Annotated in this window: 21 protein-coding genes and 1 riboswitch; of the genes, 15 read left to right on the top strand and 6 right to left on the bottom strand. The window is 38.4% G+C overall.

Annotated features, from left to right (window positions below; all coding sequences use genetic code 11):
• The first annotated feature begins 6 nt into the window (after positions 1–6).
• On the top strand, positions 7–453 hold the full coding sequence (locus H0173_RS13890) for an NUDIX hydrolase (RefSeq protein ID WP_221847117.1): 447 nt from the start codon (positions 7–9) through the stop codon (positions 451–453).
• A gap of 40 nt (positions 454–493) precedes the next feature.
• On the opposite strand, the gene H0173_RS13885 is transcribed toward H0173_RS13890, so the two are convergent.
• Positions 494–997 carry a GNAT family N-acetyltransferase gene (locus H0173_RS13885; RefSeq protein WP_221847116.1) on the bottom strand — a complete coding sequence of 168 codons (504 nt, stop codon included), beginning with the start codon at positions 995–997 and terminating at the stop codon, positions 494–496.
• A gap of 119 nt (positions 998–1,116) precedes the next feature.
• On the opposite strand from H0173_RS13885, the gene cls reads away from it, so the two are divergent.
• From cls to H0173_RS13860, 5 genes are all read left to right on the top strand, one after another.
• Complete coding sequence (gene cls, locus H0173_RS13880; RefSeq protein ID WP_221847115.1) at positions 1,117–2,628, top strand: cardiolipin synthase; 1,512 nt, start codon at positions 1,117–1,119, stop codon at positions 2,626–2,628.
• Positions 2,629–2,795: 167 nt separating this feature from the next.
• Positions 2,796–3,683, top strand: coding sequence for an alpha/beta fold hydrolase (locus H0173_RS13875; protein WP_221847114.1), 888 nt, complete (start codon positions 2,796–2,798; stop codon positions 3,681–3,683).
• A gap of 127 nt (positions 3,684–3,810) precedes the next feature.
• Complete coding sequence (locus H0173_RS13870; RefSeq protein ID WP_221847113.1) at positions 3,811–5,202, top strand: TldD/PmbA family protein; 1,392 nt, start codon at positions 3,811–3,813, stop codon at positions 5,200–5,202.
• A 1-nt stretch (position 5,203) separates the two neighbouring features.
• A complete protein-coding gene (locus H0173_RS13865) occupies positions 5,204–6,562 on the top strand; it encodes a TldD/PmbA family protein (protein WP_221847112.1) in 1,359 nt (452 codons plus the stop codon).
• A 50-nt stretch (positions 6,563–6,612) separates the two neighbouring features.
• A complete protein-coding gene (locus H0173_RS13860; RefSeq protein ID WP_221847111.1) occupies positions 6,613–7,152 on the top strand; it encodes a GNAT family N-acetyltransferase in 540 nt (179 codons plus the stop codon).
• A gap of 250 nt (positions 7,153–7,402) precedes the next feature.
• Here H0173_RS13860 and H0173_RS13855 read toward each other — a convergent pair whose 3' ends face one another.
• Both H0173_RS13855 and mscL read right to left on the bottom strand, forming a co-directional pair.
• A complete protein-coding gene (locus H0173_RS13855) occupies positions 7,403–8,044 on the bottom strand; it encodes a Bax inhibitor-1/YccA family protein (RefSeq protein WP_221847110.1) in 642 nt (213 codons plus the stop codon).
• A gap of 68 nt (positions 8,045–8,112) precedes the next feature.
• On the bottom strand, positions 8,113–8,484 hold the full coding sequence (gene mscL / locus H0173_RS13850) for a large-conductance mechanosensitive channel protein MscL (RefSeq protein ID WP_221847109.1): 372 nt from the start codon (positions 8,482–8,484) through the stop codon (positions 8,113–8,115).
• A gap of 154 nt (positions 8,485–8,638) precedes the next feature.
• Positions 8,639–8,684: riboswitch (PreQ1 riboswitch) on the top strand.
• An 82-nt stretch (positions 8,685–8,766) separates the two neighbouring features.
• On the opposite strand from mscL, the gene queF reads away from it, so the two are divergent.
• The 4 genes from queF (at position 8,767) to H0173_RS13830 (ending at position 12,446) form a co-directional block, all read left to right on the top strand.
• Positions 8,767–9,264, top strand: a complete 498-nt coding sequence (queF, locus tag H0173_RS13845; protein WP_221847108.1) for a preQ(1) synthase — start codon at positions 8,767–8,769, stop codon at positions 9,262–9,264.
• Between the two features lie 105 nt (positions 9,265–9,369).
• Entirely contained in the window at positions 9,370–9,660 is a 291-nt protein-coding gene (locus tag H0173_RS13840) for a YhdT family protein (protein WP_221847107.1), read from the top strand.
• Complete coding sequence (gene panF / locus H0173_RS13835) at positions 9,657–11,099, top strand: sodium/pantothenate symporter (RefSeq protein ID WP_221847106.1); 1,443 nt, start codon at positions 9,657–9,659, stop codon at positions 11,097–11,099. The genes H0173_RS13840 and panF overlap by 4 nt, the downstream gene beginning before the upstream one ends.
• Before the next feature lie 198 nt (positions 11,100–11,297).
• Positions 11,298–12,446 carry an outer membrane protein assembly factor BamD gene (locus tag H0173_RS13830; RefSeq protein ID WP_221847105.1) on the top strand — a complete coding sequence of 383 codons (1,149 nt, stop codon included), beginning with the start codon at positions 11,298–11,300 and terminating at the stop codon, positions 12,444–12,446.
• 72 nt (positions 12,447–12,518) lie between these two features.
• Here H0173_RS13830 and H0173_RS13825 read toward each other — a convergent pair whose 3' ends face one another.
• The 3 genes from H0173_RS13825 to H0173_RS13815 form a co-directional block, all read right to left on the bottom strand.
• Positions 12,519–13,751: an aminopeptidase gene (locus H0173_RS13825; RefSeq protein ID WP_221847104.1), complete on the bottom strand. Its 1,233-nt coding sequence runs from the start codon at positions 13,749–13,751 to the stop codon at positions 12,519–12,521.
• Positions 13,752–13,874: 123 nt separating this feature from the next.
• Positions 13,875–15,155: an MDR family MFS transporter gene (locus H0173_RS13820; RefSeq protein ID WP_221847103.1), complete on the bottom strand. Its 1,281-nt coding sequence runs from the start codon at positions 15,153–15,155 to the stop codon at positions 13,875–13,877.
• A 120-nt stretch (positions 15,156–15,275) separates the two neighbouring features.
• Complete coding sequence (locus H0173_RS13815; RefSeq protein ID WP_221847102.1) at positions 15,276–16,985, bottom strand: sigma-54 interaction domain-containing protein; 1,710 nt, start codon at positions 16,983–16,985, stop codon at positions 15,276–15,278.
• A 363-nt stretch (positions 16,986–17,348) separates the two neighbouring features.
• On the opposite strand from H0173_RS13815, the gene hutU reads away from it, so the two are divergent.
• From hutU to H0173_RS13790, 5 genes are all read left to right on the top strand, one after another.
• A complete protein-coding gene (gene hutU, locus H0173_RS13810) occupies positions 17,349–19,070 on the top strand; it encodes a urocanate hydratase (protein ID WP_221847101.1) in 1,722 nt (573 codons plus the stop codon).
• Between the two features lie 664 nt (positions 19,071–19,734).
• The gene (locus H0173_RS13805; RefSeq protein WP_221847100.1) at positions 19,735–20,565 is read left to right on the top strand and encodes a basic amino acid ABC transporter substrate-binding protein; all 831 of its coding nucleotides are present in this window, start codon (positions 19,735–19,737) and stop codon (positions 20,563–20,565) included.
• 69 nt (positions 20,566–20,634) lie between these two features.
• A complete protein-coding gene (locus H0173_RS13800; RefSeq protein ID WP_221847099.1) occupies positions 20,635–21,291 on the top strand; it encodes an amino acid ABC transporter permease in 657 nt (218 codons plus the stop codon).
• Positions 21,288–22,010 (top strand): amino acid ABC transporter ATP-binding protein, encoded by a 723-nt coding sequence (locus H0173_RS13795; RefSeq protein WP_221847098.1) that lies wholly within the window; start codon positions 21,288–21,290, stop codon positions 22,008–22,010. Before H0173_RS13800 ends, H0173_RS13795 begins: the two co-directional genes overlap by 4 nt.
• 203 nt (positions 22,011–22,213) lie before the next feature.
• A complete protein-coding gene (locus H0173_RS13790) occupies positions 22,214–23,560 on the top strand; it encodes a YjiH family protein (protein ID WP_221847097.1) in 1,347 nt (448 codons plus the stop codon).
• The last annotated feature ends 30 nt before the right edge of the window (positions 23,561–23,590 follow it).

The raw sequence follows: 23,590 nt of genomic DNA, 5'->3' as shown, positions 1-23,590 counted from the left end.
AATGATATGTTCTATGTTAATGTCGAAGGTGCAATTGTAAAAGATGATAAATGGCTTATTATCGAGCGCAGCAAGAAGGAAGAACATGCAGGGGGATTGCTGTCTCTTGTTGGAGGAACAGTGGAGCAGGAGGGACACTCTACTAAAATCCTTGAGCGAACAGTAAAACGGGAAATTTTTGAAGAGGTTGGGGTTTACGTAAAAGACGAGATGATATATGTCAGAAGTACTTCATTCGTGACAGAGGATGGAGTCCATGTAATTGATGTAGTTTTTTTATGTGAATATGAAAGTGGAGAAGCCTTTGCGAAAAGTCCTGATGAAGTGGATGCTGTATATTGGATGACCCCTGATGAAATTCTTCTTCATCCACAATCGCCGATATGGCTTAAGGACAGCATTAAGGATGCAGTAGGAAAGAGAAAAAGTCTACTTATTAATAAGTATCAATAAGGCTCAAAAACCAGGTTTTTTGATACCTGGTTTTCTGCGTTTATTTATTTAAATATAAAACCATATGTTCCTCATCAAAATACTGGTCATCAATTTTCAAAGCTCTTTTATCTTTTCCGTATGTTTCAAACCCGCATGAGGCATAAAGTTTTTTAGCAGGTTCATTAGATGCCTCTACTGTAAGGTGAATTTGTTCAATGTCAGGTAACGCCATTGCTTTTTCAAGTGCTGCAGTCATTAGCAATTTACCTGCACCTATTTTGCGCTTTTCCGGCGAAACATACATGGCGAAAATATTAGCTCGATGTTTAAGCTTTAATTTAGATTCAATAAATAAAGTAACTGTTCCAATTAAAGTTTCATCCTCAAACGCCCCGAAAGTAAAGGCTTCCTCTGACTGAAATCGCTGTCCATAAAACTCTGCCGGGCGGTCTTTTTCCTCCTCGTAACTGGAGGCAAAGACTTCTGGATGATTCTGTAATGCGATTAATCTTACTTTTTGATAAGCTTCAGCATCAGTTGGATTTAAAAGCCTAACAATCATTAAATCACCACCATTCTATGATTCTATTTATTTTACAACATTTTCATTGTTTTTCTATATTAAAATTGGGTATAAAGGAAATAATATACACAATACGTTTAGATATGGAGAACAATGAGATGAGAAAGCGCCGGATTGAATTTTTAATTGCAGCAATATTAATCTGTTCCCTTTATTTTATTCTTTTCAGTCATTTAGTTTTGGAAATCAAGGCTATCATCGGTCTATTATATATTTCTGCACTTATGATTAGTATTTATTCATTAATGCTCGAGAACCGATCGCCACAGCACACCCTTTTATGGATATATGTGTTAATCTTTTTTCCTGTTTTCGGTTATTTATTTTATTTATTTTCCGGACAGCTATACTTGAAAGGATATTTATTTAAAAGCAAGCGAAAGCGTGATCGAGATGAATGGAAGAAGCTCTTGCAGAAAGAGTCGTCTCCAGACTTTTCTTTTTTACAAGACACGCAGCATTCTTTTTTAAAATATGCGAGCAGTGCATCACCTACTCCTATCAGCACAGATTCAAGATCATTCATATTAAAAGACGGAGAAGCTACTTTTTCCGAAATAAAGAAGAGGTTGAAAGAAGCCCAAGAGTTTATCCATATGGAATACTATATCTACCGCTCTGATCGCTTAGGAAAAGAAATTATTGAAATACTGATTGAAAAAGCGACAAATGGTGTTGAAGTCTTGTTTATGGCAGATGCGGTGGGGAGCAGGAAAATCTCTCCAGAGGATATACAAGCCATGGAGAATGCAGGAATAAAGGTCAAGCTCTTTTCTCCGCTGAGATATGGCTTTTTCAATCAGAAAATTAACTTCCGCAATCACCGGAAAATTATTGTGATTGATGGAAAGTATGGCTATGTAGGCGGGTTAAATGTGGGTGTTGAGTATCTTGGGGAAGATGATAAGGCGGGGTTTTGGCGCGATACCCATATGCTGCTAATGGGGGAAGCTGTCTACTCTCTTCACACAGTCTTTTTGCTTGATTGGGAATATGTTACCGGAAATAAAGTTTTGGGGAATTATGATTCATACCAATCAAAAATGAATGACGATGTCCTTGATGGAGCTGTACAGGTTGTGGTAAGCGGTCCAGATACACAGCAAGGGTTAATAAGTGATTTTTATTTCACGATGATTTCTTCAGCGACAAAGTCTATTTGGATTGCCTCCCCATATTTTATTCCAGATGAATCCATTCGGACTGCTTTAAGGGTTGCGGCTGCAAAAGGGATAGAGGTTCGTGTGATGGTTCCGGAAATTAATGACGGGTTTCTAACCCAATATGCCAGCAGATCTTATTTTCCTGAGCTGCTTCGTTCCGGTGCAGAAATATATTCTTATAAAAAAGGATTTCTGCATCAGAAAATAATTATCGTGGATGGCAATCTTGCTTCATTAGGAACGGCCAATATGGATATGCGGAGCTTTCACTTGAATTTTGAAGTGAATGTCATCCTCTATGGGACTAGCTCGATTCGTGATCTTGTTGCTCATTACGAGGAGGATATGGAGTACAGCGAAAAAATCAGTCCTGTTCAAAATTTTAAAAGAGGTTTTGTTGAGAGATCAAAGGAATCTTTTGCCCGGTTATTTTCAGGTGTTTTATAACGGAGGAGCCCTATGTGAAATAGACCCTAGATATAAGGGGAATCACAGTGGGCTCCTGTTTTTTTGGGGACAATGCACTTGTCCCTATGTCCCGAAAAAAAGTGCTTGAACCTGACGTTGCGTGATCTTTTACAATGAAGGTAACAACTGATAGGGGGAGAAGAAAAATGGCAGGGAAATTATTTCGGTTGAAGGATGGACGTCAATTAGGGTATATCGAGTACGGACAAAAAGATGGAATTCCGGTGTTGATTTTTCATGGAACTCCAGGGTCTAAAATATGGTTTACGGAAGATGATGAAATAGCGAAATCATTGGGAGTAAGGCTGATTGCAACTGATCGTCCGGGCTTTGGAACATCAGACCGAAAGATCAATAGAAGTCTGGCTGATTGGGCGTTTGATATTCAGGAATTAGCTGATGGACTTGGAATAGATAAGTTCTCCGTCATAGGTGTTTCTGGTGGAGGTGCATTTGCAGCTGCCTGTGCATATCAAATTCCAGCGCGTCTACATCATGTTTCGATGATTGCTAGTGTAGCACCCTTTATTAACGGCAAGCCACCGAAAACGATGGTAAAAGAAAATCGCCTTGCTTTTACATTGAGTAAATACGTGCCTTGGCTAATGAAATATTCTTATAAAATGCAAAAAAAAATGATGGAGGAGAAGCCGGAAAAATTTATACAGGCGATGAAAAGGGGAAATAAACATTTAATCGAGTCGGATCGTAAAATTGCCCAAAATGATGCAGTCATTAAAGAAATGAAGGCGCATTTGGGCGAGGCACTTCGGTTAAGAGTGGATGGGCCCATTGAGGAAGTGAATCTATTGTCGAAGCCTTGGGGTTTTGATTTAAACGATATTAGTATTCCGGTTCATATTTGGCATGGAGAGGATGATCGAATGGCTCCTTTTGAAGAAATTAAAAAAGTTGCAAAAGCAATCCCTAAAGTCTCTAACCATTTTATACCGGGAGCAGGTCATTTCTTAACAGATCATGAAACAATTTGGGAAGAGGTCCTAAGTCAAATTAAAGCCGATTATGAGAAATAGTTATTTGAATAAATAATGAATTAGGGCAAACAAACCAACTTTGTCCTTAGTAGTAAAAAAAGGAAGGAAATAGTATACTTAAATAGTTAGACTGTTTAGAATAATCTATTCAATAAGGAGGGGGCTTATGCTTTCCACATCTGTCATTGAAGATGTACTTGCTGCTGCACTTGCAACTGGCGGTGATTTTTCGGAGGTGTTCGTTGAGGATCGATTTAATAATCTGATAACACTGCAAAGCGGTCAAATCGAAAACAGCTTGTCAGGAAGAGATTTTGGGATTGGAATCCGTGTGTTTAAAGGCCTACAAAGTGTATATACGTATACAACAGATGCTTCAAAGGAAGGATTGTTAAAAGCCGCACGAAATGCAGCTCATGCAATCAGCGGAGAAAAGATTATTCAGCCTTCATCCCTTACAAAAGAAATTGTCACATATGCCCATCCAATCGAAATTTATCCAAGTGAAGCAAATAAAACCCGTAAAGCAGACGTCATGAGAAAGGCATATGAAATAGCAAAAAACTATCATACTAGTATTCAGCAGGTTCTTGTTCGCTATCTGGACGAAGAGCAAAACGTACTTATTGCGAATAGTGAAGGTAAATTGGTTGAGGACAAGAGAGTGAGAAGCAGATTGGTGATCCAGTCAATTGCATCGGATGGCACACAAATGCAGCCAGGTTTTTATGGTCCAGGCGCTCATAAGGGATTTGAGTTCTTTGAGAATTTAAATCTGGACCATTATGCAAATGAAGCTTCCCGAATAGCCGTCACCATGCTTAGTGCGGATCCATGCCCTAGCGGGAAATTTCCTGTCATTATTGATAATGAATTTGGAGGAGTCATTTTCCATGAAGCGTGCGGACATGGTCTTGAAGCAACATCAGTTGCAAAGAATAACTCCGTTTTTGCTAATCGGATAGGGGAAAAGGTTGCTTCTGACGTCGTTACATATATTGATGATGGGACACTAAAGAATGAGTGGGGCTCCATCACAATAGATGATGAAGGAGAAAAGGCGCGGAAAAATGTTCTAATCGAAAATGGAATATTAAAAGGTTACTTGATTGATAAGTTTAATAGCAGAAGAATGGGGATGCCATCTACAGGATCTGGAAGAAGGCAATCGTACCGTTTTGCCCCGACTTCCCGTATGACCAATACGTATATTGCGGAAGGAAAGTCTACTCCAGACGAGATCATTGCCAATACAGAGCATGGCATATATGCAAAATATATGGGCGGCGGATCAGTGAATCCAGCTACTGGGGATTATAATTTTGCTGTAATGGAAGCGTATATGGTTCAAGACGGAAAGCTTGGCAAACCGCTTAAAGGAGCAACGCTAGTCGGAAATGGTGCGGAAACTCTAATGCTTGTTGATATGGTAGGGAATAATTTAGCCCATGGAGAAGGAATGTGTGGATCCTTAAGCGGAAGCATTCCAGTTAATGTTGGCCAGCCAATGATTCGGGTAAGTGAAATGACAGTTGGCGGCAGTAAGGAGGCTGAATAGGATGTTGATCCAGGATTTTAAGCAAAGGCTTTTTACACTTAGTGAACAGCATGGCTTTTCTGACATGGAGCTTTATTACGAAAAGGAAGATAAATTCAGCTGCAGCTTGTTCAAAGGGGAACTAGATTCCTATGAAAGCTCTGAAGTATCTGGAGTTTCCTTCCGTGGTATCATTAATGGGAAATTCGGCAGTGCCTACACGGAAAAACTGGATGAAGAATCGTTATTATATATGGTTAAGAATGCGAAGGAAAATGCTGAATTAAGTGAGGAAGAAATAAAAATTGAAATGTTTTCAGGAAGTGACAGCTATCATGATGGCAGCTTTTATTCTGCTAAGCTGGCAGAAGTGACTATTCCAGAAAAAATAGACCTGTTAAAAGAGATTGAAAAACAAATTTATGCCTATGACGAAAGGGTAACAGGAACAAATTATTTTAAGCTTGAAAGTGCTGAATCAGAGTGCGCGATTATGAACAGCAAAGGGCTTGAGCTGAAAGAAAAGAAAAATTATATAGGGATGTATATCTCTGTAGTTGTTAAGCAGGATGAAGAAATTAAAACGGGATTATTTGTTAAGATAACTCAAAATATTGATTCCTTAGTTCCAGAGGAGATTGCGAAACACGCTGTCGAGGAAGCTCTTTCACAATTGAATGCCAAAACGGTAGAAAGCAAGCGTTATCCTGTATTATTGCGTAATACAGCGGCAGCAAGCCTTCTTCAAACCTTTTCACCTGTTTTCTCAGCAGAAAAAGCACAAATGGGCCAGTCTCTTTTAAAAGACAGGACCGGAGAACCAATAGCCGTTTCTTCCTTACAAATTGTTGATGATCCTTTCCTGGAAAGCGGATTATTTAGCAGTACATTTGATAGTGAAGGGGTTGCGACAGCAAAAAAAGACATTGTTAAAGATGGGAAGCTCGTTACCTTATTGCATAATCGGAAAACGGCTGAAAAAGCAAATGCCGCATCAACCGGAAATGCCTATAAGCCTTCCTACAAAGGGGCACTTTCTGTTTCTCCAACTAATTTCTATATTGTTCCTTCTGAGCAAAGCTTTGAAGACTTGCAGACATCCATAGAGGAAGGAATGATTATTACCGGCTTAGAGGGATTACATTCTGGCGCTGACCCTGTTTCTGGGGATTTTTCGCTAGCTGCTAAAGGGTATTTTGTAAAGGATGGAAAGATTCAATTTTCAGCAAAGCAAATGACGATTGCAGGGAATTTCTATGAAATTCTGAAAAGCATTGAGGGAATTGGGTCAGACCTGGACTTTTCATTCTCCTTTGTTGCACCAGGATATATTGGATCACCTTCCCTGCTAGTTAAAGAATTAGCTGTAACGGTAGAGTAATGTAATAGTGTACTATTTAGGAACTTTCGTAGAAAAAGGTGTGTACAATCATGGAAATTCTAGAAGCAGAGCGAATTATCTTACGTTCTCTTACACTTGATGATGCAGAAAAGGTAGAAGAATACGCAAGTGATTATGAAGTAGCCAAAACAACGTTAAATATTCCTCATCCATATCCTAAAGGCTCTGCAAGAAGCTTTATAGAGAATGTTTTGGAGGCTGAAAAGGAAGGCAAGACTGCCACTTATGCGATTGTCCGAAAAGAGGACTCTAGTCTAATTGGTCTTGTTGGGATTCGCCCTGTAGCAGAACATAAAAGAGCTGAGCTTGGCTATTGGGTCGGCAAGCCATTTTGGGGGAAAGGCTATGGGACAGAAGCTTCCAAACTCATCATTAAATATGGTTTTGAAGTATTGAAGCTTAACCGCATCTATGCATTAGCTTTTACAGATAATCCTGGCTCTTGGAGAATTATGGAGAAGTGCGGAATGAAGCATGAAGGAATACTGCGCAATCATGTGATGAAAGAAAATAAGCCTGTAGATTTAACCTATTACAGTATTCTGAGAGACGAATACTCCAGTCATTAAAAAAACCTCGTCAATGGAAGAAAGCTGCTTCCAGTTGACGAGGTTTTTTAATCAAAGGCTATGTTAAAGCAGAATATTGATTTTTGCAGTCGTTGATTGGAGCGGAAGGCGCGAGACTCCAGCGGGAAAAGCGAGTCAAAGGGAGACCCCGCAGGAGCAATAGCGACGAGGAGGCTCCCGGACCGCCCGCGGAAAGCGAGTGCCTGCAGCGGAAATCAACAGCAACGTATAGCAAAGCCAAAACTAATAATTAATCTCTGCTTCCAAGAATTCCAAAGATACGGAGGATATTAATAAACAAGTTAATAAAATCCAAGTACAGGTTAAGAGCCATTAATGGAACTTCTTCAGCTGTTACACCGTGCTGCTTCATGCGGTTAAAGTCGAATAGCACATATCCGCTGAATACGAGTACACCAATAAATGAAAATGCCAGCATCCCTGTTGAGCTTAATGGCCAGAAAATATTAAAGATTGAGATGGCAATTAGTGCGAGAAGGGCTGCCATCAGAATACCGCCTAGGAAAGTAAGGTCGCGCTTCGTCGTTGTTGCGTAAACAGCTAAGCCAGTAAAAACGGTTGTCGTTGTTGCAAGAGCAAGCAAGACCGGATTCGGACCAATTGCAGCAAGATAATGAGAAATAATTGGATAAGTCGTCATTCCTGAAATAAACGTGAAAGCAAATAGGAATGAATAAGACATCGCTTTCTTTCTGCGGATAATAAATGCGAATAGGAGCATTCCGATTTCAAGTATCATAAGCGGCAAAAACATAGCAGGTGGAACAAAGACTCCGGCCATTGTCCCAATAAAGGCAATACCGAGTGAAAACGCAAACGTTCTTAAAACGGCAGGTAGATGACTATGATTTGCTGTTTGTTGTACATACATCCTTTTTTCACCTCATAACATTTTGTCTATATAAATATACGTTTGTCCTTTAAAAGAGTTTCAAAAAATTATTTTTCTTTTAATAGATCCCGGATTTCAGTCAGGAGTACTTCTTTCTTATCCACTTCTGGCGGCTTCGGATTCTCATGCTTTTTAAAGCGTTTGTTAATCATTCTGATAAAAATAAAAATCGAAAATGCAACGATCACAAAATCTAAAATCGTCTGGGCAAAGGCGCCAACTTTCACTTCAGCTGTCCCGACTTTGATGATAAGATGTGTAGTTAGGTCAATTCCACCAACAAGAAGACCGACAAGCGGCATAATAATATCTTCTACTAGAGAAGAAACAATTTTACCGAAGGCAGCACCGATAATAACTCCGACCGCAAGATCTAATACATTTCCTTTTAATGCAAACTTTTTAAACTCATTGAGCATAGGTCAAAAAACACCTTTCATTTCAAAATTATCGTCTATTATACTATGATCATCCACAAAGATTCCAGTCTTCAATACTAAGAATGATTGCTGGCATTGACAGATAACCGCATTTTCCTTATAGTAACTATGATAATTAAATGAGTCCCTGTTAAAGGGAGAGGTTCATAGCAATACCCTCTATAAAAAACTATGGCTTTGATGGTGGAATGAATCATTTCTATAATAAAGCTTTGGTTTATACCTCTCTTTTGATCGGGATCATTAGGGGAGGTTTTTTTTATGACTGGAAGAAAAGAAGAAGAGTTAAAAGACATTACTCTTTTAGGTAATCAGGGAACGAAATATTTATTTCAATATTCACCGTCAATTTTAGAATCATTCGATAATAAGCATCCATATCGCGATTACTTTGTGAAATTTAATTGTCCTGAGTTTACGAGTTTATGTCCGATAACGGGGCAGCCAGATTTTGCGACCATTTATATAAGCTACATTCCCGATCAAAAAATGGTGGAAAGCAAATCATTAAAGCTGTACCTATTCAGCTTCCGCAATCATGGGGATTTTCATGAGGATTGTATGAATATTATTATGAATGATTTAATAGAGCTGATGGACCCGCGCTTCATTGAGGTTTGGGGTAAATTTACGCCAAGGGGCGGCATTTCTATTGATCCATATTGCAACTACGGTAAGCCTGGTACAAAGTATGAAAAAATGGCTGAGTACCGGATGATGAACCATGATCTTTATCCTGAGACAGTAGATAATCGTTAGTAAATGGGGAATTGTGTACATTGATAAAACAACTATATAATATAGATAAGGCAGAGCAATCTGCCTTTTTATGCATTTTAAAAACAATAATTAAAGGAGTACCGAATGGAGAAGCAAAGCCATAAAAAAGATCCCCGGTTTAAAATTGCTGAAAGAGAAGCATGGATTGGGATTGGTCTCGTAGTATTTAATTTTATTTGGTGGTTTGGATTTGCCTATGGAATGGGCTCAGGCCCAGTAGAAAAATACGAATTTATCTTTGGGCTTCCGGCTTGGTTTTTCTATAGCTGTGTGGCAGGAATTATTATTATGGTCATCCTTGTAATCATCGTTGTAAAGTTTTTCTTTAAGGACGTCTCGTTCGAGGAAGAGGAAGAAAGGGGGGCGTCTAAATGAGCTGGCAAGTTATGACTCCATTAGTTATTTTCTTAGTTCTAATCTTTATTGTTGGATTTTGGGCAAGCAAACATATGAATAAAGAGAATTCCTTTCTGCAGGAGTATTTCCTTGGCGGCAGAGAGCTTGGCGGATTTATTTTAGCGATGACGATGATGGCGACATACGGAAGCGCCAGCAGTTTTATCGGAGGTCCAGGTGTTGCGTATACACAGGGGCTAGGATGGGTGCTGCTTGCTATGTCTCAAGTGGTCACAGGCTATTTTGTCCTTATGGTTCTTGGGAAGAAGTTCGCCATTACGGCAAGAAGATATCAAGCAGTGACGCTAATCGACTTTTTAAAGGAACGGTATAAAAGTAAGTGGGTTGTTCTGTTATCTGCTTTTAGTATTATTGTTTTCTTATTTTCAGCAATGGCTGCACAATGGGTCGGCGGTGCGCGGCTAATTGAATCGCTCACTGGCCTTAGTTATCTTTCGGCTTTATTTATTTTTGCTATATCTGTTATGGTGTATGTCATTATCGGAGGATTCCGTGCGGTTGCTTTAACGGATGCAGTTCAAGGTGCCATTATGTTTATAGGTACGCTCATTCTGCTAGTTGGTGTTATCATTGCTGGCGGAGGAATCCCGAATATTATTAAGGAACTTGCTGCAGAAAATCCGAATTTAATTAGTCCGTATGGTTTTGACAGGGGACTGACTCCTCTATATGTTTCGTCTTTTTGGATTTTAGTTGGGGTTGGTGTTGTCGGGCTGCCTCAGGTTACAGTTCGGGCGATGTCTTATAAGAATTCCAAAGCAATGCATAGGGCGATTATTATTGGCACGATTGTTGTTGGTTTTATTATGTTAGGTATGCACTTAATTGGAGTGTTTGCACGCCCGATTCTTCCTGGAATCGAAATTGGTGACAAGGTTATGCCGCTCATTGCCCTTAAAGTACTCCCGCCTTGGCTAGCCGGTGTCGTTCTAGCAGCTCCGATGGCGGCTATCATGTCTACAGTTGATTCCTTATTGCTGCTCGTAAGCTCTGCAGTTGTAAAGGATGTATACATTAATTACATGAAGCCGGATGCGGAAGAAGGGACCATTAAGAAAATGAGCTTTGGCGTTACAACCATTCTGGGAATTCTTGTGTTTCTAATGGCACTTAGCCCGCCAGATCTTATTATTTGGCTTAATTTATTTTCCTTTGGCGGTTTGGAAGCTGCGTTTATCTGGCCGGTCGTTCTTGGCTTGTATTGGGACCGGGGCAATAAATTTGGAGCAATTTCTTCAATGATCATCGGAATCGGCTCTTATATCATTTTTCATATGTATCTTCCAAATCTTTTCGGCATGCATACAGTCGTTATGCCCATTTTATTATCTTTGATATCTTTTATTGCTATTAGTATCACGACAGGAAAAACAGCTGAAATGAAAATAATTTCTTGAAAGTGAAGAGTATTAGCCTAATTAGGGTTAATGCTCTTTTTTGTTTAATGGAGTTTTTCGAAAAATGGGTATATTGGGAGATTTGTAGAATGGCAAGCTATTTGTTACACTTTTAACATACAAATAAAATTGTTATATTTGTAAAAGAAAATTAACATTTGAAAAACAAATTTGCATTATTTTTACAGGGAGATTTTAATGAGAAAATTTATATATATTATTTCTTTAATGATGTTATCAAGTGCGTTAGCCTCTTGTTCAAATGAAACAAAAGCTCTTGACGCTGAAAATACACAATTAAAAGCTGCATCTGCAGAGTTATCTAATATAGAGAAAAGAGATACGATTTGGCTAAAGGATCAAGCATTATATCAATTTGAAGCTGTTGAAGGTTCGGATGAATATACAGTATTTATCTATGCTGATGATGAACAAGCTACTTTAAATGAGGACAAAAACGCAAGCTCGAAAAATCAGGCATTTACAGGGGACTATTCTCTGTATCTTGCAGAAAAAGGATCTGATGTTGCTTATAAGCAAGCTGAAGTAGGAAGGGACGACACTTCTGCCTTCACATTCAATCCTTCCCTAAACCAAGCTTATTCTATAAATTTAGACAATAATACGATCATTGTTGTATTGCAGCCAAATGAAAATGGCAGCTCGAAGGTGTATTTATATACTATTAAAGATGGTGAGCTGAAGAAAATTAGTACCGAAGACAAGATGAAAACTATATTTGGTACAGAAATAAAAGTCATTAACCAAAATTATTTGCAAACAGCACACTTACAGGAAAATAAAGTTTGGAAATTTATTACGTGGGAATACAATGAAGCACAATCAACAATCAACAAATTAGATGAATCCCAATTAAACGAAAAGGAAATCTCAGAAGGAGAAGACTGGTATCAAAAATGGAGCGAGCAGAAAGAGTTTTACTATCCATTCCACAATATTGAGCTAAGCAGTGATATCGTGGAAAAAGCAAAGCACGGCATTCCACTAGGCAGTCCATATCCAATCGGAACGAATATCGCAAACATCAAGAAATCTGAGCCTAATTTCATGGAGGAAGGGTTTATTAAAGAGACCCCCTATTTGATGTACCCGGAAATTACGTATTATTACGAAAAATCAACGGGAACTGTCACAGCCGTCTCGATCCCTGGAGAACGGGTGAAAACAACCATAGAAAATGTGAAACAATTACTTGGCAAGCCTGATCGTGAGGAGAAAACTTCTGAAGGAGAAACACAGTCTGTTTACAATGCGGATAAATATATTGTAGAAATTTTATCAGGAGAAAGCGGGAAAGTAAGCACAATTTATTTAGCGAAGAAGTAGAAATTTGAACTTTCCTTACATTGGCATGATAAAGGCTGCTGAAACTTTTTCAGCAGCCTTGAATCATGTTATTTAGAATGCCCAATCGCCATTGCGGAAGACAGGCTCTGTTTTTCCATCTGCAGTAATACCGTCAATGTCCATTTCTGCTGAACCGATCATGAAGTCGACATGTGTGAGGCTGTCGTTTAGTCCATGTTCTTTAAGCTCGTCACTCGACATTTGCTTTCCGCCTTCTAAGCAGAATGCATAAGCACTGCCGATCGCCAAATGGTTTGATGCATTTTCGTCAAATAATGTATTGTAAAATAGAAGATTTGATTGTGAAATTGGCGAATTATATGGAACGAGCGCCACTTCACCAAGATAATGAGAGCCTTCGTCAGTAGAGACAAGCTGTTTAAGAATTTCTTCTCCTTGCTCAGCTTTAACGTCGACGATGCGACCATTGTCAAACGTTAGCGTGAAATTATCGATAATATTGCCGCCATAGCTTAATGGTTTTGTGCTTGAAACAGTGCCGTTCACACTTGTTTTGTGTGGAACCGTAAATACTTCTTCAGTAGGCATATTCGCCATAAATTCATGCCCTTTTTCATTGATGCTGCCAGCTCCAACCCAAAGATGCTTCTCAGGCAGTTCAATCGTTAAATCGGTGCCAGGTGCTTTATAATGAAGCTTTTTATAGCGTTTGCTGTTCAGATAATTTACCTTTTCATGTAATGTTTCGTCATGTTTTTTCCATGCTTCAACTGGATTGTCCACATCTGTACGAGTTGCTTTGAAAATAGCATCCCATAGTAATTGAACTCTCTCTTCTGCTGGTGCATCAGGGAATACCATATCAGCCCATGCAGGTGATGGAGCCGCGATAACAGTCCAGCTGACTTTATCAGACATCATCATCTTTCTATAATTAGAAAGCGCTTTCCCCGCTGCCTTCTGGAAATTAGCAATGCGCTCAGGCTTAACACCTTTCAGCAGATCTGGGCTTGCAGAAACGATGGACATGAAAGCTGCGCCATTTTTAGCCAACTCTTCAGATTCCTTTGCGCGCCATTCTGGATATTCATTGAATGCTTCATCTGGAGCCAGTTCATATTTCGTGCGGGATACAGCATCGTCATTCCAATTCACGACTACATTATAAGCACCAGCTTCATAAGCTTTTTTTGCAATAAGACGTACTAATTCGGCTGCATCTAGGGAAGTATTGATGACTAATGTTTGCCCTTCTTGAACATTAACGCCAACCTTAACGGCAAGCTCTGCATATTTCTCTAAGTTTTTTTGGAAATCACTCATTATGTATTCTCCTTTGCCAAAATCTTCTTTTTAATTGTAACTTTTTTGTGAAAAAAAAGATACTTTGAAGAGAGGATATCCGCCAGACTCCAAATATATCTGAAATCAAAGAAAAAAGGAACCCTAAACAGATTCCTTTTTCGTGATTACTGTATTTGGTTTTTCCGCAATGGCAAACATTAGCCAATAAAGCACAGCACTCAAAACCGCAAGAACGGCTAAGATTAAGAATGTCCATTCATAGCCAATCCAAACCGTTAAAGGGATGGAGATAGGGGCAATAGTTTTGCCGAATGTAAACCTGAGACTGGCTGCGGCAAAATATTGACCGCGCATATGTTCAGGGGCAATTTTTGAAACAAAACTTTGCTGCAGACCTGCGGTCATGAGTTCTCCAAGGGTAAAAATCGCCATCGCGATAATCAATCCCCAAATCCAGCTCGTTTGTCCAAACATGTAGATGGCCACTGCATATGTAAGGGAAGATACTACGAAGACATTTCTTTCCTTATATCTAACCATAAATTTAGTGACAGCTACTGTAAACAGCGCAACTAAAAAACCGTTTTCTGAAAGAATAATGCCAAACGCCTGCTCACCGCTAACATTAAAGACCCAATCACCAAACTTAAGCAAAGGCTGGTTATGCACAAACTCACTTGTGTAAATAGGGAATAACAAATCCAGCTGCATAAAGGTTTGTGCTGCTAATACACCTGCAATAATAAAGAGGAGGAAGGTTTTATCCTTAAAGATAATTCCGTAATCCTTCATTTGCTTTATTAAAAACGAATACCATTTGTCATCCTCATTTACAATCTGAGACTGTTCAGGGACGGTTTCCCTTGTCATTTTTGCCAAGATTCCTGCTAATATGATACAGATGATACCTGCAAATAAAAGAAGTTCAAAGCGATAGTTCGTATAGAAAATCGCTCCTAACACTGGGCCGACGACGACTGCAATATTAATGGATGTATAAAAGATGGCAAACACATGGCTGCGATGCTTTTCTTCAACAACATCTGCGACCATTGCCTGACTTGCGGGCCAGTAAAAAGAACCGAAAATCCCGACAAAGGCAAAGCAGATAAAGCCAAGCCATGGCGAGCTGAACCATGGAGAATCAGCTAGTGCAAAAATTAAAAAACTCAAGCCTTGCCCAAATGCTGACAAAACCATCATCGTTTTCCGTCCAAAACGATCAGCACAATACCCGCCCATTAAATTCGCTAATACAGAAAACACTTGAGAAAAAATAAGAAGTAATCCGGCTTTATCCTTCCCAAATTCACCTGCAAAATATATCGTTAAAAACGGAAAGAACATCCAGAAAGTAATATTTATTGCGGCTTCCCCAAATAATCTGACTTTAAGATTTGAATCCCAATCTCTAATTCTCATGATGCATCCTCGATTTCTTAAGAATAACTAAATAATATTACCATTTATTAGAAGCGTATACAAGGATATCTTACTAGTTAAAAGGACAAAAAAATCGGCGCAGGCGCCGATTTTAAAAACTTAGCTTGGTTTTTCCAAACCATATTTCTTAATATGATATTGAAGACTTTGCCTAGTAATTCCAAGCTTTCTTGCCGCTTTGGAAATATTCCAATCGGTCTGTTCTAAAGTAGTTTGGATGAAATGCTCTTTGGAGTTGGCGAAAATCGATTTAATCGGTTTTTTCTCTAATTCCTTCATTTCCTCTGATTTATTTTTCGTATTAGAAAATATTTTTCTTCGGATATAGGTTGGTAAATGTTCTACATCAATTGTTTGATCGGTTTCACTTGCACGAATAATAAGATTTTCAACTAAATGTTCAAGCTCTCTCGTATTCCCTGGCCATGGATACTGCAGAAGGGTAGTCATTAATGATTTCGATAATTTAGGCACTGATTTATTGAATTTTTCCTGATACGTTTCTAAGAAATAATCAATGAAAAAGTGGATATCTTCCGTCCGTTCCCTTAGAGGCGGTATGAATAAGCTTGTACGGGCAATCCGGTAAAATAAATCAAGCCTCATTTTATCCTCAGCAATCAGTCTCTCTGGGTCTTCGTTTGATGCACTGATCACTGTACATTGAACAGGTGTGACATCATTTGATCCTACCCGCCTTACTAGCCTTTCTTGTAAAACCCGCATAAGCTTTGATTGTAACGTCATGGGCATGGAGTTAATTTCATCAAGGAAGAGAGTTCCATCCTTTGCATGCTCAAACAGACCAACTTGATTTGTTGCACCAGTAAAAGCTCCTTTTACGGTACCAAACAACGTACTTTCTAAGAGATTTTCAGGTATGGCAGCACAGTTAATGGCAATAAACGGACTATTGGCTCGCGGGCTATGATTATGAATACTTTGAGCAAATAGTTCTTTTCCCGTACCGGTTTCTCCAACAATTAAAACATCTGTATTGTGAATCGCTATATTTTGTGCTTCCTTTATTAAATTTTTTAAGGCGAGGCTATGGCCTTTTATATTTTCAAATGTGTAAGTTGTCCCATTTTTTGATTCTTGGTCATTCTTATCTTGGAAGATAATTTTTCGTTTTTGCTCAATTGTTTGATAAAGCATATCCTTCAATCTTGTTTCATTTGTACTAACCGAATAGACTGCAATGGTTTCGCCGTCCTTTTGAATAGGGTATGTACTATAATTCACATATTTTGGAACGCCATTAATAGTAGAATGGGCCCTGTATCGGGAAAATATGGGCTTCCCTGTTTTAAAGGTATGCTTGTGCTCAGAATTTTGCGGATTATAATTATAGACGGACCATAAATGCTTGCCAATGATCTCGTTTCTATTTAGTCCTTCCATTTTTTCCTGAGCCAAATTGTATAAAATAATTTCTCCCTCTTGATTGCTCATCATAATTCCTTCGCCAAGGGATTCAACTATTTTTTCTAGGCAATACAATCTCATTTTCGGATTGTGCAATAAGTCAGAAATATCCTCAAAACAAAGGATAATATAGTCATGATCTGCAGAAAAAGTCTTAACTTCAACGGATAATTTCTTTTGGTTTAATGTAATGGAGAAAGTCTCATTTTCAATAAAACGCACATGATCACACGGAATAAATTCAGAAACGTGAGTTCCCTCTGTGACACCAAATGAACTAATCTGACTCATGTCCTGCCAAACAACTTCATATTTATCATTTAAGATCATGATTCCATCCGTATAACTCTTCATTAACTTTCCAATAGATGCTGCAATCATTCCAGTCCCTCCTGACTTCATATTGTTATTTTCGAATATAACATTAATTGAAAATTTTTTAAATAGTCTGCATGCAGTATTTCTCTGCACTCGTATGATTTGTAAGGATTTATGCTTGATTAGGCTTATGAAAACTGCAATCTGAAAACATGCCAAATTTATCTGCACATTGGCTTAAAAAGTTATTTCGAAACGATATAATTCCAAATAATAAAAAAGATTTTTAATAGATAAAAAGCTTGATATAACAGCATTTCGGGATTAATTGAAAGAAAATTCCCTCTAGTTAAATTAATTTGGCACACTCCTTGCATTATCTATTAGTAAGTTTCATAAATTAATTCAACTTAGGGGGAAATTTACATGTCAAAACCAGAAATCTTATATTCAGTTAAAGCACAAAGAGGACCAGAGCTTCGCTGTAAAGGATGGAGACAAGAAGGAATCCTTCGTATGTTAGAAAATAATATGGAGAATGCGGAAAAACCGGAAGAGCTAGTCATTTACGGTGGTATCGGTAAGGCAGCTCGTAACTGGGAATCTTATCATGCAATTGTACAATCTTTAAAAGAATTAGAAGATGATGAAACTCTTGTAGTACAATCCGGGATGCCAGTGGCCGTATTCAAAACTCATAAGTATGCGCCAACTGTAGTAATGGCAACAACAAACATTATGAAAGCTGATTGGCAAACTTTCTATGATTTACAAGATAAGAACTTAACAATTTACGCAAACTACACAGCAGCTCCTTGGGAGTATATCGGAACACAGGGTGTAATCCAAGGTACATTTGAAACTTTATCAGCGATTGCTCGCTTACATTATAATGACTCGTTAGTTGGTAAGATTCTATTAACAGCTGGTGCTGGCGGTATGGGCGGTAACCAGACAAGAGCAATGACAATGCATGGTGGGGTTTGTATTCTAGCAGACTCTAACATTGAAATTATTAACCGCCGTATCGAAAAAGGCTTCATTGATTGTGTAGCTAAGGATTTAGATGAAGCAATTGCAATGGCGAAGCAAGCTGCAGCAGAAGGCAAGCCGCTTGGAGTAGCAGTTGTTGGAAATGCTGCTGATATCTTTGAAGAAGTTCTTCAATCAGGCTGGCTTCCAGATATCACAACATCCATGACACCTGCTCATGACCCAATTTCTTACCTGCCTTCTGGCTATACAGTAGAGGATGCAGAAAAGCTTCGTGATACAGACCGTGACCTTTATTTAGAAAAAGCTCGTGAAACGATGATCCGTGAATTAAAAGCTTTAATCAAATTTATGGATCTTGGTGTTCATTCATTTGAATACGGTACAAGCATCCGTAAAGAATGTATCGACGCTGGTTTCGAAGAGAAGGAAGCAAAACGCTTACCTGGTTTCGTAGCTGAATACTTACGTCCACTATTCTGCGAAGGCCGCGGACCTTTCCGTTGGGTATGTTTATCCGGAGAAGCGGATGACCTGCGCAAAATTGATGAAATGATTTTAGAAGAATTCGCTGATGACTATCTTGTAACTCGCTGGATCAAGCTTGCAATGAAGCATATCCCAATCGAAGCACTTCCTGCACGTATTTGCTATATGGGCTTCGGTCAGCGTAAGAAATTTGCTCTAAAAGTAAATGACATGATCCGTAAGGGTGAACTTGCAGGTCCAGTTGCATTCTCCCGTGACAACTTAGACTCTGGTTCAATCGTGAACCCGACATTCGAATCTGAAAACATGAAAGACGGCGGAGACTTAATTTCTGACTGGCCAGTATTGAACGGTCTATTGAACGCAGTTGGAATGTGTGACTTAATCGCACTTCAAGCGAACTACTCAATGGGTGAAGCAGTTCACACTGGAGTAACTCAAATTGCCGATGGAACAGAGGAAGCAGATATGAGACTGGAAGTAGCAATGACTGTTGACTCTGGTATCGGAGTTATCCGCCATGCTCAAGCTGGTTATGAGAGCGCTCGTGATGTTGCCAACGGTAAAGGTAAACTAACAGATGAAAGCATCAAGGTTCCTTTATGGTGGTCACCAAAAGCAACATTTGGTCCTAAGGATCTTGAAAAAGAAGAAGTAAAAGCTTAAAAACCTTAAAAAACTTCATACACCACTTTAATAATTTGACTATTAAATAGCCTGCTTTTCCCTTGGATGGAGAAGTGGGCTATTTTTTTTAGGCTTATTAGGAAGAACCACTCAAATTTTCTTGTGCTGTTAGAGAAGGAATATTCGAGCTTTGCACACAGCAGCAAAATCTATCTGCATTTATGCAGAAGGTCACTTCATTAATGAGTAATAGTTGATATAAATGGTTTATACATATTTTCTAGTACCAATTATTGCTGATGTTTAAAAATCTATATCTAAAAAACCGCCAAATATATCTGCTTATTAAAATTTTTTAGAATTAAATGATTATTGGAAATACATATGATTTGAGATGCAAAAAAGCAAAAAACATCTGCACTAATAATTTTATAATTTACAGAAAAAGGGGAATATTTGGTCTAAAGGAGTCCAAAGTAGCTATTTAAATTAGAATTTTATAACAATTAGTTAATTTGGCATAATCCTTGCAATGATAGTAATCGATTAGAAAATTTTATGAGAGGGGATAGAATTTTTTTACACAATAAACTTGTCGGAAGGATGGGCAATAGAAAACTGCTATCGAAATTTACGGAATATTTCTAATTAAAACAATAGTTGGTCTGTATGAGTAGTTATTTTAATCCAAGGGGGCAATGAAATGAAAAAATTCACCTTACTAACTTTTATAATGATTTTATCTCTAATTCTAGCAGCTTGTGGTACTAGTCAATCTTCTTCTGAGAGTAAAGGGGGAAGTGCTGCTGCAGGTGACGGAAAGAAAAAATTAAAAGTAGCAACAGAGGCAAACTATGCTCCATTTGTATTTCTAGATAAGGGAGAAATGAAGGGCTTTGACGTCGATTTTATGAATGCGGTTGCAAAGGAAGCCGGATTTGACATTGAAATGGTCAATGTCGGCTGGGATCCTCTATTTGTTGAGGTGAAAGACAAGCTTTCTGATCTAGGAATTTGCGCGATTACGATAAATGATGAACGTCTGCAAACGTATGAATTTTCTGTGCCATACTATCTATCTACGAATGAAATATTAGTTCCAAAAGGAAGCGATATTAAGAGCGCGGCTGATTTAAAGAATGATAAGGTCGTAGCCGTTCTTGGCGGGACGACAGGCCAAGAAGCAGTTGAAGGAATTCTAGGGAAAAATAATAAAAATATTAAAAAATTTGATAATAATAATCTTGCTATCCTGGAATTAACTAGTGGCGGTGCTGATGCTGTTGTTGCAGATAATGCAGTAGTTGAGGACTACGCTAAAAATAATCCAAACGCTAATCTAGATATTATTAAAGATGACGAGGGTTTCGAAAAAGAATTCTATGGCTTGATGTTTCCAAAAGGCAGTAAATTAAAAGCTGATTTTGATGAGGCTGTGACGAAAGTGCTTGAGAATGGAACATATGCAGAAATTTATAAAAAGTGGTTCCATGTAGAACCAGATGTTGAAACCATTTTAGCACAGCAAAAATAAGTAATTGATCCAAGATTGCGATGCAAAATCGGTAGTTTCGCAATCTTGGGTTACACAGGAGGATAAGCGATGGATTTCAGATTCGACATCTTAGTAGATTATATCCCTTTCTTTTTTAAGGGGACCTTATTGACAATTGGATTATCACTTTTAGGCATATTGTTTGGAACGATTCTTGGACTATTAATTGGCTTAGGGAAAATGATGAAAAATAAAACAATAGCATTCTTATTTAATTGCTATATTATTTTTTTTCGCGGAACGCCTTTATTCGTCCAAATTCTATTAATACATTTTGGGGTAGTACCATTAATCCTTGGTCATACAAATGGGATAGTAGCCAGTATTATTGCTCTTTCCTTAATTGCTGGTGCTTATATTGCAGAAATTTTTCGAGCTGGAATTCAGTCGATTGATAAGGGGCAGATGGAGGCAGCTCGTTCATTAGGCCTCACGCATGTACAAGCAATGAAACATGTTATTTTACCACAAGCCTTTAAACGAATGATTCCTCCTTTAGGAAATGAATTTATCGTTCTAGTTAAAGAATCTTCATTGGCAGCGATAGTAGCCACTCCTGAGCTTATGTACTATGGACGGGCATTGGCAAGCCAATATTACCGTGTATGGGAGCCTTATTTAACAGCCGCACTTATTTATCTTGTCTTAACGACTACTTTAGGATTCTTATTAAATCGTCTAGAAAGAAGGTTGGCAACTGAATGATTCAAGTACAGAACTTAAAAAAGACGTTTGGACAAAATGAAGTGTTAAAAGATATCAATGCTGTTATTCATCCTCAAGAGGTTGTGGTCGTTATTGGGCCATCAGGATCAGGGAAATCTACTTTTTTGAGATGCATCAATTTGCTTGAATCGATATCAGGCGGTCATATTACAATTGAAGGTGTCGATATTACCGATAAAAAAACAGATATTAATAAAGTAAGAACCGAAGTAGGAATGGTTTTTCAGCAATTTAACTTATTCCCTCATAAAACAGTTATCGAAAATATTATGCTTGCACCTATGCAGGTTAGAAAAATATCGGCAGATGAAGCGAAGAAAACAGGTTTAGAGCTTCTAAAGAAAGTGGGACTTGCCGAAAAGGCGAATGTATATCCAGATTCCTTGTCAGGAGGACAAAAACAGCGGGTCGCGATTGCGCGAGCACTAGCGATGAAGCCTAAAATTATGCTTTTCGATGAGCCAACCTCTGCTCTTGACCCGGAAATGGTTGGAGAAGTGCTTGAAGTAATGAAGCAGCTGGCAAAAGAGGGTATGACAATGGTGGTTGTAACGCATGAAATGGGATTCGCCCGAGAAGTAGGTGACCGAGTTTTGTTTATGGATGGAGGTGTCATTGTAGAAGAAAATAAACCTAAAGAAATTTTTGAGAACCCTCAGCACGAAAGAACAAAAGCATTCTTAAGCAAAGTTTTATAAATGACAAAAACATCGGCCAAAAGCGGTCGATGTTTTTATCATTTATAAAAGGAAACTTACCGCCTAATTGGCACAGAATTTGCAATATATAGGAAATAATAGTTTTTTTGGAATGGGGGAATGCAAAGAGTGGATTCATAATGCTATATACCTAGAAGTCTTCAAAATTTATAAATTTAAAAAAGGATAAGGGGTGTATCTTTATGGGTGAGCTTCAAGAAAAAACAGCGGTAGAAAAAAACTATTCAGTATCAAATTCTATTTATACTATTCAAAACGTACTTAAATTTTCGCTTTACAGTGCGATTGGAATTTTTATGTTTTTCATTCCAATTGAACTTAATGGTAAAAACTCTATCCCGTTAGACCATTTAGTTACATGGCTCCGGCAAACAGCGGGCAACGTTACTTCTTATTATATTATGATCGTTGTGATTCTCGGGGCAATTTATCCGTTTTATAAAAAGACCTGGAATAAAAGTAAAGTCGAAATAGTCATTTCCTTATTTAAGGTGCTAGGAGCCATTGCTGCCTTTCTCGTACTATTTAAAATTGGGCCAGCTTGGATGATGGCAGAAGATATGGGACCGTACTGGTTTTATCAGCTGCTTACCCCAATTGGTGTACTTGTTCCGATTGGAGCTATTTTTCTAGCATTGCTTGTAGGCTATGGATTACTTGAGTTTATCGGGGTATTAATGCAGCCTGTCATGAGACCGATTTGGAGAACACCTGGAAGATCAGCTATTGATGCAGTTGCTTCCTTTGTTGGGAGCTACTCAATTGGTCTGCTTATAACGAACCGAATTTATAAGGAAGGCAAGTATTCAACTAAGGAAGCAGTCATTATTGCTACTGGATTCTCAACAGTGTCTGCCACTTTTATGATTGTTGTGGCAAAAACTCTAGGTCTAATGGAGATTTGGAATTTATACTTCTGGCTTACCTTCTTAGTCACTTTTGTCGTAACTGCGATAACAGTTCGTATTTGGCCAATTAATAAAATGCCTGATGACTATTATACGGGAGAAGGTTCACCTGAAGAGATTGTGAAGGAACAGCGCCTTAAGTATGCATGGGAACAAGCTATGACAACCGCACAGAATGCTCCAAAGCTAAAAGACAATATTCTAGAGAATGTGAAAGATGGATTTGTCATGGCAATGGGGATACTCCCTTCCATTATGTCTATCGGGTTATTCGGGCTGATTTTGGCAAACAATACACCAATCTTTGATTATCTCGGCTATATTTTTTACCCACTTACAGCTTTATTGCAAATTCCTGAACCTCTTCTTGCTGCAAAAGCGGCAACAATTAACTTAATCGATATGTTTTTGCCATCGCTTGTCGTCTTAGATGCAAGCTTAGAAACAAGGTTTATCATTGGATCATTATCAATTTCAACAATACTATTCTTCTCAGCGTTAATACCTTGTATTTTCTCGACGGAAATTCCTATTAAAATGAGCCATATCCTGGCTATTTGGTTCTGGAGAACAGTCTTTACACTGGTGCTAATCACTCCTCTTGCATTTTTACTATTATAAATATCTGCACGCAAATTACATCTGCACCGA

It is taken from the genome of Bacillus sp. S/N-304-OC-R1 (assembly GCF_019749375.1).
Lineage (GTDB): Bacteria > Bacillota > Bacilli > Bacillales > Cytobacillaceae > Cytobacillus.
The sequence above is the reverse complement of the archived record's forward strand: the minus strand, read 5'-3'. Positions and strand labels throughout refer to the sequence as shown.